Annotated in this window: 12 protein-coding genes; 8 read left to right on the forward strand and 4 right to left on the reverse strand. The window is 54.0% G+C overall.

The features are described from left to right. Nucleotides 1-58: 58 nt before the first annotated feature. Entirely contained in the window at nucleotides 59-1,696 is a 1,638-nt protein-coding gene (gene pyrG / locus BH714_RS21830; RefSeq protein WP_014171412.1) for a glutamine hydrolyzing CTP synthase, read from the forward strand. A gap of 82 nt (nucleotides 1,697-1,778) precedes the next feature. Further along, nucleotides 1,779-3,077: a phosphopyruvate hydratase gene (gene eno / locus BH714_RS21835; protein ID WP_014885045.1), complete on the forward strand. Its 1,299-nt coding sequence runs from the start codon at nucleotides 1,779-1,781 to the stop codon at nucleotides 3,075-3,077. A gap of 52 nt (nucleotides 3,078-3,129) precedes the next feature. On the opposite strand, the gene BH714_RS21840 is transcribed toward eno, so the two are convergent. Together BH714_RS21840 and BH714_RS21845 are read right to left on the reverse strand one after the other, a co-directional pair. Further along, entirely contained in the window at nucleotides 3,130-4,239 is a 1,110-nt protein-coding gene (locus BH714_RS21840) for an SDR family oxidoreductase (RefSeq protein WP_040018904.1), read from the reverse strand. Between the two features lie 359 nt (nucleotides 4,240-4,598). Next, nucleotides 4,599-5,423, reverse strand: coding sequence for a MurR/RpiR family transcriptional regulator (locus BH714_RS21845; RefSeq protein ID WP_020883807.1), 825 nt, complete (start codon nucleotides 5,421-5,423; stop codon nucleotides 4,599-4,601). Between the two features lie 166 nt (nucleotides 5,424-5,589). Here BH714_RS21845 and BH714_RS21850 point away from each other — a divergent pair, with 166 nt between their 5' ends. The 3 genes from BH714_RS21850 to queE are packed head-to-tail and all read left to right on the forward strand — an operon-like array spanning nucleotide 5,590 to nucleotide 8,582. Next, entirely contained in the window at nucleotides 5,590-7,149 is a 1,560-nt protein-coding gene (locus BH714_RS21850) for a maltose/glucose-specific PTS transporter subunit IIC (protein ID WP_040018905.1), read from the forward strand. Continuing rightward, nucleotides 7,149-7,856, forward strand: coding sequence for an N-acetylmannosamine-6-phosphate 2-epimerase (locus tag BH714_RS21855; RefSeq protein ID WP_025203360.1), 708 nt, complete (start codon nucleotides 7,149-7,151; stop codon nucleotides 7,854-7,856). The genes BH714_RS21850 and BH714_RS21855 overlap by 1 nt, the downstream gene beginning before the upstream one ends. Before the next feature lie 54 nt (nucleotides 7,857-7,910). After that, nucleotides 7,911-8,582, forward strand: a complete 672-nt coding sequence (gene queE, locus BH714_RS21860) for a 7-carboxy-7-deazaguanine synthase QueE (protein WP_020883810.1) — start codon at nucleotides 7,911-7,913, stop codon at nucleotides 8,580-8,582. 28 nt (nucleotides 8,583-8,610) lie between these two features. Here the strand turns inward: queE and queD are convergent, their stop codons facing one another. After that, nucleotides 8,611-8,973 (reverse strand): 6-carboxytetrahydropterin synthase QueD, encoded by a 363-nt coding sequence (gene queD, locus BH714_RS21865; protein ID WP_014171404.1) that lies wholly within the window; start codon nucleotides 8,971-8,973, stop codon nucleotides 8,611-8,613. Nucleotides 8,974-9,279: 306 nt separating this feature from the next. Between queD and cysJ the strand changes: the two genes are divergently transcribed. The 3 genes from cysJ to cysH are packed head-to-tail and all read left to right on the forward strand — an operon-like array spanning nucleotide 9,280 to nucleotide 13,547. Next, a complete protein-coding gene (gene cysJ, locus BH714_RS21870) occupies nucleotides 9,280-11,085 on the forward strand; it encodes an NADPH-dependent assimilatory sulfite reductase flavoprotein subunit (protein WP_040018906.1) in 1,806 nt (601 codons plus the stop codon). After that, the gene (gene cysI / locus BH714_RS21875; protein ID WP_014171402.1) at nucleotides 11,085-12,797 is read left to right on the forward strand and encodes an assimilatory sulfite reductase (NADPH) hemoprotein subunit; all 1,713 of its coding nucleotides are present in this window, start codon (nucleotides 11,085-11,087) and stop codon (nucleotides 12,795-12,797) included. The genes cysJ and cysI overlap by 1 nt, the downstream gene beginning before the upstream one ends. Nucleotides 12,798-12,812: 15 nt before the next feature. Continuing rightward, a complete protein-coding gene (gene cysH / locus BH714_RS21880) occupies nucleotides 12,813-13,547 on the forward strand; it encodes a phosphoadenosine phosphosulfate reductase (RefSeq protein WP_014171401.1) in 735 nt (244 codons plus the stop codon). A 54-nt stretch (nucleotides 13,548-13,601) separates the two neighbouring features. Here the strand turns inward: cysH and BH714_RS21885 are convergent, their stop codons facing one another. Continuing rightward, a complete protein-coding gene (locus BH714_RS21885; RefSeq protein WP_020883813.1) occupies nucleotides 13,602-14,645 on the reverse strand; it encodes an aminopeptidase in 1,044 nt (347 codons plus the stop codon). Between the last annotated feature and the right edge of the window lie 26 nt (nucleotides 14,646-14,671).

The following is a 14,671-nucleotide window of genomic DNA, read 5'->3' on the forward strand; positions in this document are numbered from 1 at the left end:
TATACTACTTTCCCGTCCTGGTTATTCCATCGTTTCACCCTAACTTCTCAGGTTCAGCATGACAACGAACTATATTTTTGTGACCGGCGGGGTCGTATCCTCTCTGGGTAAAGGCATTGCCGCAGCCTCCCTCGCAGCCATTCTTGAAGCCCGTGGCCTCAATGTGACCATGATGAAACTGGATCCGTACATCAACGTCGATCCGGGCACCATGAGTCCAATCCAACACGGGGAAGTGTTCGTTACTGAAGACGGCGCTGAAACCGATCTGGATCTTGGCCACTACGAGCGTTTCATCCGCACTAAAATGACCCGTCGTAACAACTTCACGACAGGCCGCATCTACTCCGACGTTCTGCGTAAAGAGCGCCGTGGTGATTATCTTGGTGCTACCGTTCAGGTTATCCCACACATCACTAACGCTATCAAAGAACGCATTATTGCGGGCGGCGAAGGCCACGACGTGGTGCTGGTTGAAATCGGCGGTACCGTGGGTGATATCGAATCCCTGCCATTCCTGGAAGCGATTCGTCAGCTGGCGGTTGATATTGGCCGTGAAAACGCGCTGTTCATGCACCTGACGCTGGTGCCTTATATGGCAGCCGCAGGTGAAGTGAAAACCAAACCTACTCAGCACTCCGTTAAAGAGTTGCTCTCCATCGGTATTCAGCCAGACATCCTGGTTTGCCGTTCCGATCGCGCGGTTCCGGCGAACGAACGCGCGAAAATTGCATTGTTCTGTAACGTGCCGGAAAAAGCCGTTATTTCAATGAAAGATGTCGATTCCATTTATAAAATCCCGGGCCTGTTGAAATCACAGGGCCTGGACGATTATATTTGTAAACGATTCAGCTTGAACTGTCCGGAAGCTAACCTGTCTGAATGGGAACAGGTTATTTACGAAGAAGCGAATCCGGCTGGCGAAGTGACTATCGGCATGGTTGGCAAGTACATTGAACTGCCAGATGCCTATAAGTCAGTTATCGAAGCGCTGAAACACGGTGGTCTGAAGAACCGCGTCTCCGTTAACATCAAGCTGATTGATTCGCAGGATGTTGAAACGCGTGGCGTTGAAATTCTGAAAGATCTGGATGCGATCCTTATCCCTGGCGGCTTCGGCTACCGTGGTGTAGAAGGCAAGATCGCCACCGCACGCTATGCGCGTGAAAACAATATTCCATACCTCGGTATCTGCCTGGGTATGCAGGTTGCGCTGATCGAATTTGCGCGCAACGTAGCGGGAATGGAAAACGCGAACTCTACGGAATTTGTGCCAGACTGTAAGTACCCTGTCGTGGCGCTTATCACTGAATGGCGCGACGAAGAAGGTAACGTCGAAGTCCGTACCGAGAAGAGCGACCTGGGTGGCACGATGCGTCTTGGCGCACAGGCCTGCCAGCTGTCCGACGATAGCGTCGTTCGCAAGCTGTATGGCGAGCCGGTTATCACCGAACGTCATCGTCACCGCTATGAAGTCAACAACATGTTGTTGAAACAAATTGAAGCTGCGGGTCTGCGTGTTGCGGGCCGCTCCGGGGATGATCAGTTAGTCGAGATCATCGAAGTGCCAAACCATCCGTGGTTTGTCGCCTGCCAGTTCCACCCGGAATTTACTTCAACGCCACGTGACGGGCATCCGCTGTTTGCAGGCTTTGTGAAAGCCGCCAGCGATTACCAGAAGCGTCAGGCGAAGTAAAAAAAGTTAGAACGGCAACGCGTACCCCTGGTACGCGTTGTTTGTCTGGAGTTTTAGTTTAACTTGTACTGAGGAAAATCTAATGTCCAAAATCGTTAAAGTCATCGGTCGTGAAATCATCGACTCCCGTGGTAACCCGACCGTTGAAGCCGAAGTTCACCTGGAAGGTGGTTTCGTCGGTATGGCAGCTGCTCCGTCAGGTGCTTCTACTGGTTCCCGCGAAGCGCTGGAACTGCGCGATGGCGACAAATCCCGTTTCATGGGCAAAGGCGTACTGAAAGCTGTTGGCGCCGTAAACGGCCCTATTGCTCAGGCAATCATTGGCAAAGACGCTAAAGACCAGGCTGGCATCGACAAGATCATGATCGATCTGGACGGTACTGAAAACAAATCTAACTTCGGTGCTAACGCAATCCTGGCCGTTTCCCTGGCGAACGCCAAAGCTGCAGCGGCTGCTAAAGGTATGCCACTGTTCGAACACATCGCTGAACTGAACGGCACTCCAGGCAAATACTCCATGCCTGTACCGATGATGAACATCATCAACGGTGGTGAGCACGCAGACAACAACGTTGATATTCAGGAATTTATGATTCAGCCAGTTGGCGCGAAATCCCTGAAAGAAGCAGTACGTATGGGTTCTGAAGTGTTCCACAACCTGGCTAAAGTTCTGAAAGCTAAAGGTATGAACACTGCTGTTGGTGACGAAGGTGGCTATGCGCCAAACCTGGGTTCTAACGCAGAAGCACTGGCTGTTATCGCTGAAGCGGTTAAAGCAGCAGGCTACGAGCTGGGCAAAGACATCACTCTGGCGATGGACTGTGCAGCGTCTGAATTCTACAAAGACGGTAAATACGTTCTGGCTGGCGAAGGCAACAAAGCGTTCACCTCTGAAGAGTTCACTCACTTCCTGGAAGACCTGACCAAACAGTACCCAATCGTTTCTATCGAAGACGGTCTGGACGAGTCTGACTGGGATGGCTTCGCATACCAGACTAAAGTACTGGGCGACAAAATCCAGCTGGTGGGTGACGACCTGTTCGTAACCAACACCAAGATCCTGAAAGAAGGCATCGAGAAAGGCATCGTTAACTCCATCCTGATCAAATTCAACCAGATCGGTTCTCTGACCGAAACGCTGGCTGCGATCAAAATGGCGAAAGACGCTGGCTACACCGCTGTTATCTCTCACCGTTCTGGCGAAACTGAAGACGCTACCATCGCTGACCTGGCTGTTGGTACCGCGGCTGGCCAGATCAAGACCGGTTCTATGAGCCGTTCTGACCGTGTTGCTAAATACAACCAGCTGATTCGTATCGAAGAAGCACTGGGCGAAAAAGCACCATACAACGGTCGTAAAGAGATCAAAGGCCAGGCATAATCGCTAAGCCTTAAAATGAAAATGCCAGTCGTAAGACTGGCATTTTTTTTGGCTATTTAAAATCGACCGCCATTTGTTCCGGAATGGTCAGCCCCTGAGTGGTTTGCACGCAGCGGGCAATATAGTCCGTAAAGCGGGGTGGCTTAGGCATGCCCATGCTAAGCAGCTTATCATTGCTGAAGCGCACGTTGAGTGTGGCAAAAGCACCGTATAAACGCATTGCTTTCAGCATCAGGCGCTCGTTGCACGGCCCAAAAATATCCTTCAGTTCGCGGCGCATTCTGACCAGCGTTTCGTAACTTACCTGAGCGTATCGATCTCCGACAGGGGCTTTCTCCAACGCCTGCGCCATTGCCTTATCAATATCAGCAAAGCGAACGCTGTTCTCTTCCCCGGCAGAAATATGTACCACTTCCCCTGAACGTGCATCACTGGTAAGCAGCATTAACAGCGCGTCGGCACAATAGTCCACCGGAACGACATCGATTTTGTCTTCCATCGAACACATGAATTTTTGCAGCATTAACCCCATGCTAAAGACCCAGAAAATACTGCTTGAAGGCGTGCAGCCGTGACGGGTATGGCCGACGACGATAGACGGGCGGGCGATGAGCAGCGGCAGGCCAGGACAGTGCTGGCGCATCAGCTGTTCAATGGTGGATTTCGAATAGGTATATTCCACCAGATGCTCGGCGTTCTCTCTGAATTCTGCACTTTCGGCGACCAGCGAATCCTGCTCCGGCGTGCAGGACATCGCCGTGCCAACGTGCAGGAAGCGCTGTAGGGTCGACACCCGTTCCATGCGGCGCGCCAGCGCCAGGGTGCCCTCGACGTTCACCTTCCAGATAAGCGGATTGTTGCCAAATGACGCGACGGCCGCGCAGTTAACGACATGCGTCACCTGTTCAAGACGCGGATCGTTCAGGAAGGCTTCCGGCTGGCTGAGATCGCCAATGAGGATATTCTCCACGCTCAGCGAGGCCAGTGCATGCTCAGGCACGTTGAACTTACGCATATTCTCCTGTACTCGCGCCAGCCCACCTTGCGGGTCGCTGGCGCGCGCAAGCAGAAGTAAATTTACGGCGCTCTCGCCGGTCAGGATTTTTTCAAGTACTGCACCACCCAGAAATCCGGTCACGCCTGTAATCAGTAAGGTTTTCATTGATACCGTCTCATTATGATTGATGAGGCGGATTGTAGGCGGGCGAAAGTAAACGGCGTTTAAATAAAAAAATGGCCAGCCTTACCGTTTCTTAAGCTTATTTTAAGGTAAGGAATTCAGGGGATGAGATTGGACATTGCAGGAGGGAAGAAAATTCAATTTATCAAGATATTTATTTTAACTTACTGATTTGTATATTATAAACGTGCTTCCTGTGTCGTGGGGATATTAAGTCAAAATGTAATTATAAAAATACTTTGTAACATCATTCATTGATGCGGTAAATAATTTAACGAATGCTTAAGTACACTTAAAATAACGAACTCGCAGGCTATTGATATATAGCCTGCGAAGGTTTTTTACAGCAACAGAGGAAGCGTTGCGCTGGCGGTTTGTTGGCTGACCTCGCCGTAATGACCGTCTATTGCAATAAGGGAGTGGGTAAGCAACTCGACCAGCAGCATAACACCCACTTTGGCATTGAGTGCGCCTGCGCTAAGCGGCCCCTCGGGTTTGGCTGCAACCAGTAGCATATCGCTAAGGGACGCCAGCGGGCTACGCGGCGTATTGCTGAGCGCCAGCACGGGGACGCCACGTTTGCGCGCAAGTTTTACGACGTGAAGTAAATCCCGTGTTGAGCCTGAACTGGAGATGGCTACCACCAGCGACGCTTTAGAGAGGGTGGTCGCATTCATGGCTGCACGGTGCATATCGCTGAAGAGCTGCACAGGTTTGCCCAGGCGCAACAGCTTATAATGCAGATACTCGCCGAGGATCGCACTGGCAGCGACCCCATAAATCTGGACTGACTGCGCCTGATGCAGCGCCTGTGCCGCCTTTTCCAGCAGTGCTCTGTCGAGCAGTCTGGCGGTATCCTGCAGAGCCTGTACAGACTCTTCCACTACGCTATCAATTTCATCGCCGGCCTGACGCTCTGGCTGACCCTGCTGAATGTCCAGCGCAAGCGCCATTTTGAATTCCGTGTACCCCTTACAGCCCAGTGTGCGGCAAAGACGCGTCACGCTGGCCTCACTGGTATGACTTTCGCGCGCCAGCTCAGTGATCGTCAGGTAAAGCACCCGGGCAGGATCGTTGAGGACAAACTCACCCAGTTTTCGTTGCGTTGGGCTGTACCCGGAAGCCTCCTGGCGTAGCTTCAGCAGCAGGTTTTCATGGTCTGACATGCGAGATCCTTAATGCATTCTTCTGTCGACTAGTGTGGCGGAAAGCGGGGGAAAGATGCCAGTCATTTCGAAAAAGTATGATCGTCCTCCTGGTTATTGATGATAATTTTCACTATCAATAATTAATGTGGTAAAAATTTTCATCTATACACGAGGGGATGAAAAAATGATGCAAATGTTCAGTGGGGCTTCTTCTGGCGGATGGTTTGAGAAAGCGCAGCGCTTTGGCAAATCATTTATGTTGCCCATCGCCGTCTTGCCCGCGGCGGGTTTGTTGCTGGGGATTGGAGGCGCGTTATCAAATCCCAATACCCTCACGGCCTACCCGTTTTTAGATGTTGCGTGGCTGCAGGCCATCTTTACCATTATGAGCAGTGCCGGTTCGATTGTGTTCGCCAACCTCTCGGTGCTTTTTGCTGTCGGGGTCGCCGTCGGGCTGGCAAAAAATGATAAAGGAACCGCGGGGCTGGCGGCATTGCTCGCTTTTCTGGTGATGAATGCCACCATCAATGCGCTGCTGATCCTGACGGGAAAACTGGCGCTTGAGAACCCGGGTGCCGTAGGGCAGGGAATGACGCTGGGGATCCAGACGCTGGAAACCGGCGTATTTGGTGGGGTCGTCATCGGGCTTGTGACCTGCGCGTTACATCATCGGTTCAATAAGATCGCGCTTCCGCAGTTCCTGAGTTTCTTTGGCGGTTCACGTTTTGTACCGATCGTCAGCTCGCTGGCGGCAATACTTGTCGGGGCATTAATGACCGTCATCTGGCCGCATTTCCAGAAGCTGATCTTCGGTCTGGGCGGGCTTGTGGATGCCACCGGTTATCTGGGGACTATGCTGTACGGTTTCATTTTGCGCATGCTCGGGCCGTTTGGTTTACACCACATCTTCTATCTTCCCTTCTGGACGACCGCGCTTGGCGGCAGCGAGATCGTTAACGGTCAGCTGGTAGAAGGTACGCAGCGGATCTTCTTCGCCCAGCTTGCTGACCCGACTACACGCCAGTTTTATGAAGGCACGTCGCGTTTCATGTCCGGACGTTTCATCACGATGATGTTTGGTCTGCTGGGTGCCTGCCTCGCGATGTACCACACGGCAAAGCCGGAGAACAAAAAACGCGTCGCGGGGCTGTTACTTTCGGCGGCATTGACCTCGTTCCTGACGGGAATTACTGAACCTATTGAGTTCTCATTCCTTTTTGTTGCACCGGTGCTGTACGTCATTCACGCCCTGTTTGACGGGCTGGCGTTTATGCTCGCCCATATTTTACACATCACTATCGGGCAAACCTTCTCAGGCGGTTTTATCGACTTCGTGCTGTTCGGCATTCTCCAGGGCGAGGCCAAAACCCACTGGATGTTCGTACCGCTGGTAGGGGTGCCGTGGTTCTTCCTCTACTACTTTACGTTCCGCTATCTGATTAATCGCTTTGATTTTGCCACGCCGGGCCGTGAGAAAGAGGCGATGGCGGATGAAGTGACCTTGTCGCAGAGCGAGCGTGCCGTTGCGGTGATCGCCGGGTTAGGTGGCAAAGACAATCTCGAAGAGGTGGACTGCTGCGCGACGCGCCTTCGCGTCACGGTGAAGGATGGCAGCAAAGTGAATGAATCGGCGCTGAAAGCGACCGGCGCGCGTGGCGTTATCGTCCGCGGCAACGGTGTTCAGGTCATTTATGGGCCGCATGTCACGATTATTAAAAACGAAGTGGAAGAGATCTTATCGTAATGAAAACTGTACTGGATAACCTGAAGGGAAAACTGGTCGTCTCCTGCCAGGCGCTGGAGAATGAACCTCTGCATAGCGCGTTTATTATGTCACGAATGGCGCTGGCCGCCGCGCAGGGTGGGGCGGCAGCGATCCGTGCCAATAGCGTGGTGGACATCGAAGCCATCAAGCAGCAGGTAGCGCTGCCGGTTATCGGCATCATCAAACGCGATTATCCGGATAGTGAGGTGTTTATCACCGCCACGATGAAAGAAGTGGATGAGCTGATGACGGTTTCTCCGGAAATCATTGCCCTGGATGCGACTGCGCGACAGCGCCCTGGCGGCGAAGACCTGGCGACGCTGGTCGCGCATATCCGCACGCGGTACCCGTCGGTACGCCTGATGGCGGATATTTCCACAACAGAAGAGGCCGTGACGGCGCAGGCGCTGGGTTTTGATTGTGTGGGGACCACGCTTTACGGTTATACGACAGAAACCGCAGGCCATGCGCTACCGGACAATGACTGCGCGTTTCTGAAAGAGGTGCTGGCTGCCGTCGACATTCCCGTGGTGGCCGAAGGCAACGTTGACACACCTGAACGGGCGGCGAGGTGCCTGGAACTTGGTGCCTTTATGGTCGTTGTCGGCGGGGCCATCACCCGTCCACAGCAAATTACTGCGCGGTTTATGGCAGCGATTGGCGCTCAAAGCACCGATGGAGCATGACCATCTGACGGGGATCTGCGATACTTATCGTTTATCCCCTTAACTGAGATGACTATGCAGTACCCGATTAACGAGATGTTCCAGACCCTGCAAGGCGAGGGTTACTTTACCGGCGTTCCCGCCATCTTTATTCGATTACAGGGATGCCCGGTTGGCTGTGCCTGGTGTGATACCAAACATACGTGGGATAAACTCGCAGATCGGGAAGTGTCGCTGTTTAGCATTCTGGCTAAAACCAAAGAGAGCGATAAGTGGGGCGCGGGAAGTGCAGAAGATCTGCTGGCGATCATTGGCCGTCAGGGCTGGACGGCGCGCCACGTGGTGATTACCGGGGGTGAACCCTGCATCCACGACCTGACGCCACTGACCGAGCTGCTCGAAAAGAACGGCTACAGCTGTCAGATTGAAACCAGCGGCACGCATGAAGTGCGCTGTTCTCACACCACCTGGGTGACGGTTTCGCCGAAAGTTAACATGCGCGGCGGCTACGATGTACTCTCTCAGGCGCTGGAGCGTGCTGATGAGATCAAACACCCGGTTGGCCGCGTGCGTGATATCGAAGCGCTGGATGAACTGCTCGCCACGCTGACGGATGAAAAGCAGCGGATCATCGCGCTGCAGCCTATCAGCCAGAAAGAGGATGCCACGCGCCTGTGTATTGAAACCTGTATTGCCCGCAACTGGCGGCTGTCGATGCAGACGCACAAGTACCTGAACATCGCCTAAAAAAAAGCCCGGATATTCCGGGCTTTTTTTACTCACCGCGATAGATACAGCCCGCGGTGCAGGTCTCTTTGATCATCACCGCGCTCAGCAGAGGCACCTGCGGTTTCATCTGATCCCAAATCCATTTAGCCAGCACTTCACTGGTCGGGTTTTCAAGGCCCGGGATATCATTCAGATAGTAGTGATCCAGACGATCGTAGGTCGGTTTGAATGCCGCCTTCAGCTCGGCAAAGTCCATGATCCAACCGGTATGCGGATCGACGTCACCGGTTATCTCAAGACGCACCATAAACGAGTGCCCGTGCAGACGGCCACATTTATGCCCTTCAGGAACATGCGGAAGGTGGTGGGCGGCTTCGAAGGTGAAATCTTTAAACAGTGTGGTGGACATTATTGCTCTCAGTAATGCGGAAAAAACCGCCGCATAGTACCGGAAAGCACAATTTTTATCATTAACTAAAACGGCTCTGTTGCCGCAACGTGGTGCATACGAGAAAGGACTACTGTTTTATGATTAAATTTCAATGGGTTAGTTAATCGTTTTTATCGCTAAGAACGATAACTAAAACAGGTTAGTCCATTTGGTTATTTATTATTTCCATCCCTTCTTTAATTGTTATTATCCTCGCCGTTAACCTTATCTTCAGTTTGGATTTATTCGCTTAAAGTCCGCTTGGCTACTGGAACATAACGACGCATGACAACACAGGCCCCACCTTCAAATTTGCTTCCCCTGAACCCGGAGCAACTGGCGCGCCTTCAGGCTGCCACCTCTGATTTTTCTCCCACCCAGCTTGCCTGGGTCTCCGGCTATTTCTGGGGAATGCTTAACCAGCAACCGGGCGCTGTGGCTGCTGCACCGGCAACTGCGGTAGAAATTCCGGCGATTACGCTGATTTCTGCCTCGCAGACGGGCAATGCTCGCCGTGTGGCCGAAGCGCTGCGCGACGACCTGCTGGCCGCCAAACTGAACGTGAACCTGGTGAACGCCGGGGACTATAAATTCAAACAGATCGCGTCCGAAAAACTGCTGGTGGTGGTGGCTTCAACCCAGGGTGAGGGTGAACCGGCTGAAGAAGCGGTGGCCCTGCATAAGTTCCTGTTCTCGAAAAAAGCCCCAAAACTGAACGGGACGGCGTTTGCCGTGTTTGGCCTGGGCGACACCTCCTACGAATTTTTCTGCCAGTCCGGTAAAGATTTCGACAGCAAACTGGCGGAACTGGGCGCTGAGCGCCTGCTGGACCGCGTTGATGCGGATGTGGAATACCAGACCGCCGCCGCTGAATGGCGTGCGCGCATCGTTGACGTGCTGAAAGCACGCGTGCCAAAAGAGACGCCAGCGCAGGCTGCCGTCACCGCGGCGGGTGCAGTCAATGATATTCACACCAGCCCGTTTACCAAAGAGGCACCGCTGGCAGCGAGCCTGGCGGTTAATCAGAAAATTACCGGTCGCGCCTCTGAGAAAGACGTGCGGCATATTGAAATCGATCTCGGTGATTCCGGTCTGCGTTACCAGCCGGGCGATGCACTTGGGATCTGGTACCAGAACGATCCGGCGCTGGTTAAAGAACTGGTCGAACTGCTGTGGCTGAAAGGCGATGAGCCTGTCACCGTCGACGGTAACACGCAACCGCTCTCTGAGGCGCTGCAGTGGCATTTCGAGCTGACGGTCAACACGCCAAACATCGTTGAAAATTACGCCACCTTAACGCGCAGTGAATCGCTGCTGCCTCTGGTGGGGGATAAGGCGAAGCTGCAGCATTACGCCGCGACGACGCCGATTGTCGATATGGTGCGTTTCTCTCCGGCACAGCTGGATGCGGATGCGCTAATTGGCCTGCTGCGTCCGCTGACGCCGCGCCTCTACTCCATTGCCTCTTCGCAGGCCGAAGTGGAGAGCGAAGTGCATATCACCGTGGGCGTGGTGCGTTATGACATCGAAGGCCGTGCCCGTGCGGGCGGGGCATCAAGCTTCCTGGCCGATCGCGTGGAGGAAGACGGTGAAGTGCGCGTGTTTATCGAGCACAACGACAACTTCCGTCTGCCTATGAACCCGGAAACACCGGTCATCATGATTGGGCCGGGTACCGGTATTGCACCATTCCGCGCCTTTATGCAGCAGCGCGCTGCAGATGAGGCGCCGGGTAAAAACTGGTTGTTCTTCGGCAACCCGCACTTTACGGAAGATTTCCTCTACCAGGTTGAGTGGCAGCGTTACGTCAAAGAAGGTGTCCTGACGCGCATCGACCTGGCCTGGTCCCGCGATCAGCAAGAAAAAGTATACGTACAAGACAAACTGCGCGAACAGGGCGCAGAGCTGTGGCGCTGGATCAATGACGGTGCCCACATTTATGTCTGCGGCGACGCCAATCGCATGGCGAAAGACGTTGAGCAGGCATTGCTGGAAGTGATTGCCGAATTCGGCGGTATGGATGCCGAAACGGCGGATGAATTTTTAAGTGAGCTGCGCGTTGAGCGCCGTTATCAGCGAGATGTCTACTAATGAGCGAAAAACATCCAGGGCCACTGGTGGTCGAAGGTAAACTGACAGACGCCGAGCGCATGAAGCTGGAAAGCAACTATCTGCGCGGCACCATTGCTGAAGATCTGAATGACGGTCTCACCGGCGGCTTTAAAGGCGACAACTTTCTGCTGATCCGTTTCCACGGTATGTATCAGCAGGACGACCGTGATATCCGCGCCGAACGTGCAGAACAGAAGCTGGAGCCGCGTCATGCGATGCTGCTGCGCTGCCGTCTTCCGGGCGGGGTGATCACCACGAAACAGTGGCAGGCGATCGATAAGTTTGCGGGTGAAAATACCCTTTATGGCAGCATCCGTCTGACCAACCGTCAGACCTTCCAGTTCCACGGCATTCTGAAGAAGAACGTGAAGCCGGTACACCAGATGCTGCACTCTGTCGGGCTGGACGCGCTGGCCACGGCCAACGACATGAACCGTAACGTGCTCTGCACCTCGAACCCGTATGAGTCCGAGCTGCACGCCGAAGCCTATGAGTGGGCGAAGAAGATCTCTGAGCACCTGCTGCCACGCACCCGCGCCTATGCGGAGATCTGGCTCGATCAGGAAAAAGTGGCCACCACTGACGAAGAACCGATCCTCGGCCAGACCTATCTGCCGCGTAAGTTCAAAACCACCGTGGTGATCCCGCCGCAGAACGATATCGATCTGCACGCCAACGACATGAACTTCGTGGCGATTGCCGAAAATGGCAAGCTGGTGGGCTTTAACCTGCTGGTGGGCGGCGGTCTCTCCATCGAACACGGTAACAAGAAAACCTATGCCCGCACCGCAAGCGAGTTTGGTTTCCTGCCGCTGGAGCACACGCTGGCCGTGGCTGAAGCGGTTGTCACCACGCAGCGCGACTGGGGTAACCGTACGGATCGTAAAAACGCGAAAACCAAATACACCCTGGAGCGCGTGGGCGTAGAGACGTTCAAAGCGGAAGTGGAGCGTCGCGCGGGGATTAAATTTGAGCCGATCCGTCCGTATGAATTTACGGGACGTGGCGATCGTATTGGCTGGGTTAAAGGCATCGACAATAAATGGCACCTGACGCTGTTTATTGAAAACGGCCGTATTCTTGATTATCCGGGCCGCCCGCTGAAAACCGGTCTGCTGGAAATTGCGAAGATCCATAAAGGTGAATTCCGTATCACCGCTAACCAGAACCTGATCGTTGCCGGCGTGCCGGAAAGCCAGAAAGCGAAGATTGAGAAACTGGCGCGCGACCATGGGTTGATGGACGCGGTGAAGCCTCAGCGTGAAAACTCCATGGCCTGCGTGTCGTTCCCGACCTGCCCGCTGGCGATGGCAGAAGCAGAGCGTTTCCTGCCGTCATTCACCGATAAGGTAGAAGCGATTCTGGAAAAACACGGTATTCCGGACGAGCATATTGTTATGCGTGTCACCGGCTGCCCGAACGGCTGTGGCCGTGCGATGCTGGCCGAGCTGGGTCTGGTGGGTAAAGCGCCGGGTCGCTATAACCTGCACCTCGGCGGCAACCGTATCGGAACGCGTATTCCGCGCATGTTCCGTGAGAACATCACCGAGCCGGAAATTCTTGATTCTATCGACGAGCTTGTCGGGCGCTGGGCGAAAGAGCGCGAAGCGGGTGAAGGCTTCGGCGACTTTACGGTGCGTGCGGGCATTATTCGCCCGGTGCTCGATCCCGCAAGGGATTTCTGGGAGTAAACACGAGAGGTAATTATGTCCGTACTCGATCTAAACGCCCTAAATGAACTGCCAAAAGTCGATCGCATTCTGGCGCTGGCAGAAACCAATGCGCAGCTTGAAAAGCTCGACGCCGAAGGCCGCGTGGCATGGGCCCTGGAAAACCTGCCGGGTGATTATGTGCTCTCGTCAAGTTTTGGTATTCAGGCTGCGGTGAGTTTGCATCTGGTGAACCAGATTCGTCCGGACATTCCGGTGATCCTGACCGATACCGGCTACCTGTTCCCGGAAACCTACCAGTTTATCGATGAGCTGACGGACAAGCTCGGGCTGAACCTGAAAGTCTACCGTGCGGAGCAAAGCGCGGCCTGGCAGGAGGCGCGGTATGGCAAACTGTGGGAACAGGGCGTTGAGGGCATTGAGAAATACAATGAGATCAACAAGGTCGAGCCGATGAACCGGGCGCTGAAAGAGCTTAACGCGCAGACCTGGTTTGCGGGGTTACGCCGCGAGCAGTCCGGAAGTCGCGCCACGCTCCCGGTGCTGGCGGTTCAGCGCGGGGTGTTTAAAGTGCTGCCGATCATCGACTGGGATAACCGTACGGTTTACCAGTACCTGCAAAAACACGGACTGAAATACCACCCGCTCTGGGACCAGGGTTATCTGTCAGTGGGCGATACCCATACCACGCGTAAATGGGAACCGGGCATGGCGGAAGAAGAGACGCGATTCTTTGGACTCAAGCGCGAGTGCGGATTGCACGAAGGGTAAATTCTGTTCCCTTTTCCCTCACCCTCTTACAAAGGGTGAGGGACATGTTCTGTTCTACGCTTTCCCAGCTTTTGCCAGCTCTTTCACCAACGGCAGCATCACTTTAACCACATCCCGACTGCGGTGTTCAACTCGCTGCGGCAGTGCGCTATCAATATGCTGCTGATTATCCAGCAGCACGTTATGCCAGCTCGTCCCGTCCGGGAAAGCCTTCGATTTCACCCGCTGCTGATAACCGTCTTTCTTACCCAGCATCCAGTTAGTGGCTTCCACGTACAGAACAGGAATGCCCGCTTTATCGAACACTTCACCATCGTTACAGCAGCCGGTTCCGCGAGGATAATCGGGATTCCCGCCCGGGTTGCTGGTGGCATACACCCCATGGCTGCGGGCGATTGCCAGCGCGCGGTCGCGCGTCAGTTTACGCACGGTACCCGGCGTACTCTGTCCGCTGTTGAAATAGAGCTTATCGCCGACGATCAGGTTATCGAGGTTAATCACCAGCAGCGTATTTTTCCTCTCCTCGGCACTCATGCGTTTCAGGAGATTCTCCGCGCCAAGTTTTCCCTCTTCTTCACCGCTGGTGGCAACGAAACGGATCCCGTATTGGGTTGGAATGTCTTTCATTCGCTCTGCCAGTTCGAGCATCACACCCAGACCCGCCGCGTTATCATCCAGCCCCTGTAACGTCAGCCCGCCGAGATTATTGTCGGTATCGGCGTCGCTCATTGGCGCGTAGGTGTCCAGGTGCGCCATGATAATGATCTGTTCCGCCGCGCTACCTTCATGGGCCGCAATGACCGTACTGCCGGTCACGTTATGCCAGTTTTTTGTTTTATTGCGCGAGGTATAGACGTAGCGGCTGTGAAACGATCGGATATCGCTCTGGTAACCCATGTCAGCAAATTGCTGGCGAATATAATCGGCGGAAAGCATTTCCGCTGGCGTGCCGGTCATACGACCCGGAAAGACGGTCGCAATATGCCGCGCCTGCATATTCGCGATTTCACCATAGGGCTGATTTTTTGCCTGGGCCGGAAGGATAAAGCAAACGCCGAGCGCCAGGGCAGCGATACGGTGGCGCGTTGCGGAAAACATAGTGAGTCCTTAAAAACAGAGCAAAA

It is taken from the genome of Enterobacter ludwigii (genome assembly GCF_001750725.1).
GTDB classification, from domain to species: Bacteria; Pseudomonadota; Gammaproteobacteria; order Enterobacterales; family Enterobacteriaceae; genus Enterobacter; species Enterobacter ludwigii.

Coding starts and splice junctions, on each gene's coding strand:
- pyrG (WP_014171412.1), top strand. CDS start 59: ATGACAACGAACTATATTTTTGTGACCGGCGGGGTCGTATCCTCTCTG.
- eno (WP_014885045.1), top strand. CDS start 1,779: ATGTCCAAAATCGTTAAAGTCATCGGTCGTGAAATCATCGACTCCCGT.
- BH714_RS21840 (WP_040018904.1), bottom strand. CDS start 4,239: ATGAAAACCTTACTGATTACAGGCGTGACCGGATTTCTGGGTGGTGCA.
- BH714_RS21845 (WP_020883807.1), bottom strand. CDS start 5,423: ATGTCAGACCATGAAAACCTGCTGCTGAAGCTACGCCAGGAGGCTTCC.
- BH714_RS21850 (WP_040018905.1), top strand. CDS start 5,590: ATGATGCAAATGTTCAGTGGGGCTTCTTCTGGCGGATGGTTTGAGAAA.
- BH714_RS21855 (WP_025203360.1), top strand. CDS start 7,149: ATGAAAACTGTACTGGATAACCTGAAGGGAAAACTGGTCGTCTCCTGC.
- queE (WP_020883810.1), top strand. CDS start 7,911: ATGCAGTACCCGATTAACGAGATGTTCCAGACCCTGCAAGGCGAGGGT.
- queD (WP_014171404.1), bottom strand. CDS start 8,973: ATGTCCACCACACTGTTTAAAGATTTCACCTTCGAAGCCGCCCACCAC.
- cysJ (WP_040018906.1), top strand. CDS start 9,280: ATGACAACACAGGCCCCACCTTCAAATTTGCTTCCCCTGAACCCGGAG.
- cysI (WP_014171402.1), top strand. CDS start 11,085: ATGAGCGAAAAACATCCAGGGCCACTGGTGGTCGAAGGTAAACTGACA.
- cysH (WP_014171401.1), top strand. CDS start 12,813: ATGTCCGTACTCGATCTAAACGCCCTAAATGAACTGCCAAAAGTCGAT.
- BH714_RS21885 (WP_020883813.1), bottom strand. CDS start 14,645: ATGTTTTCCGCAACGCGCCACCGTATCGCTGCCCTGGCGCTCGGCGTT.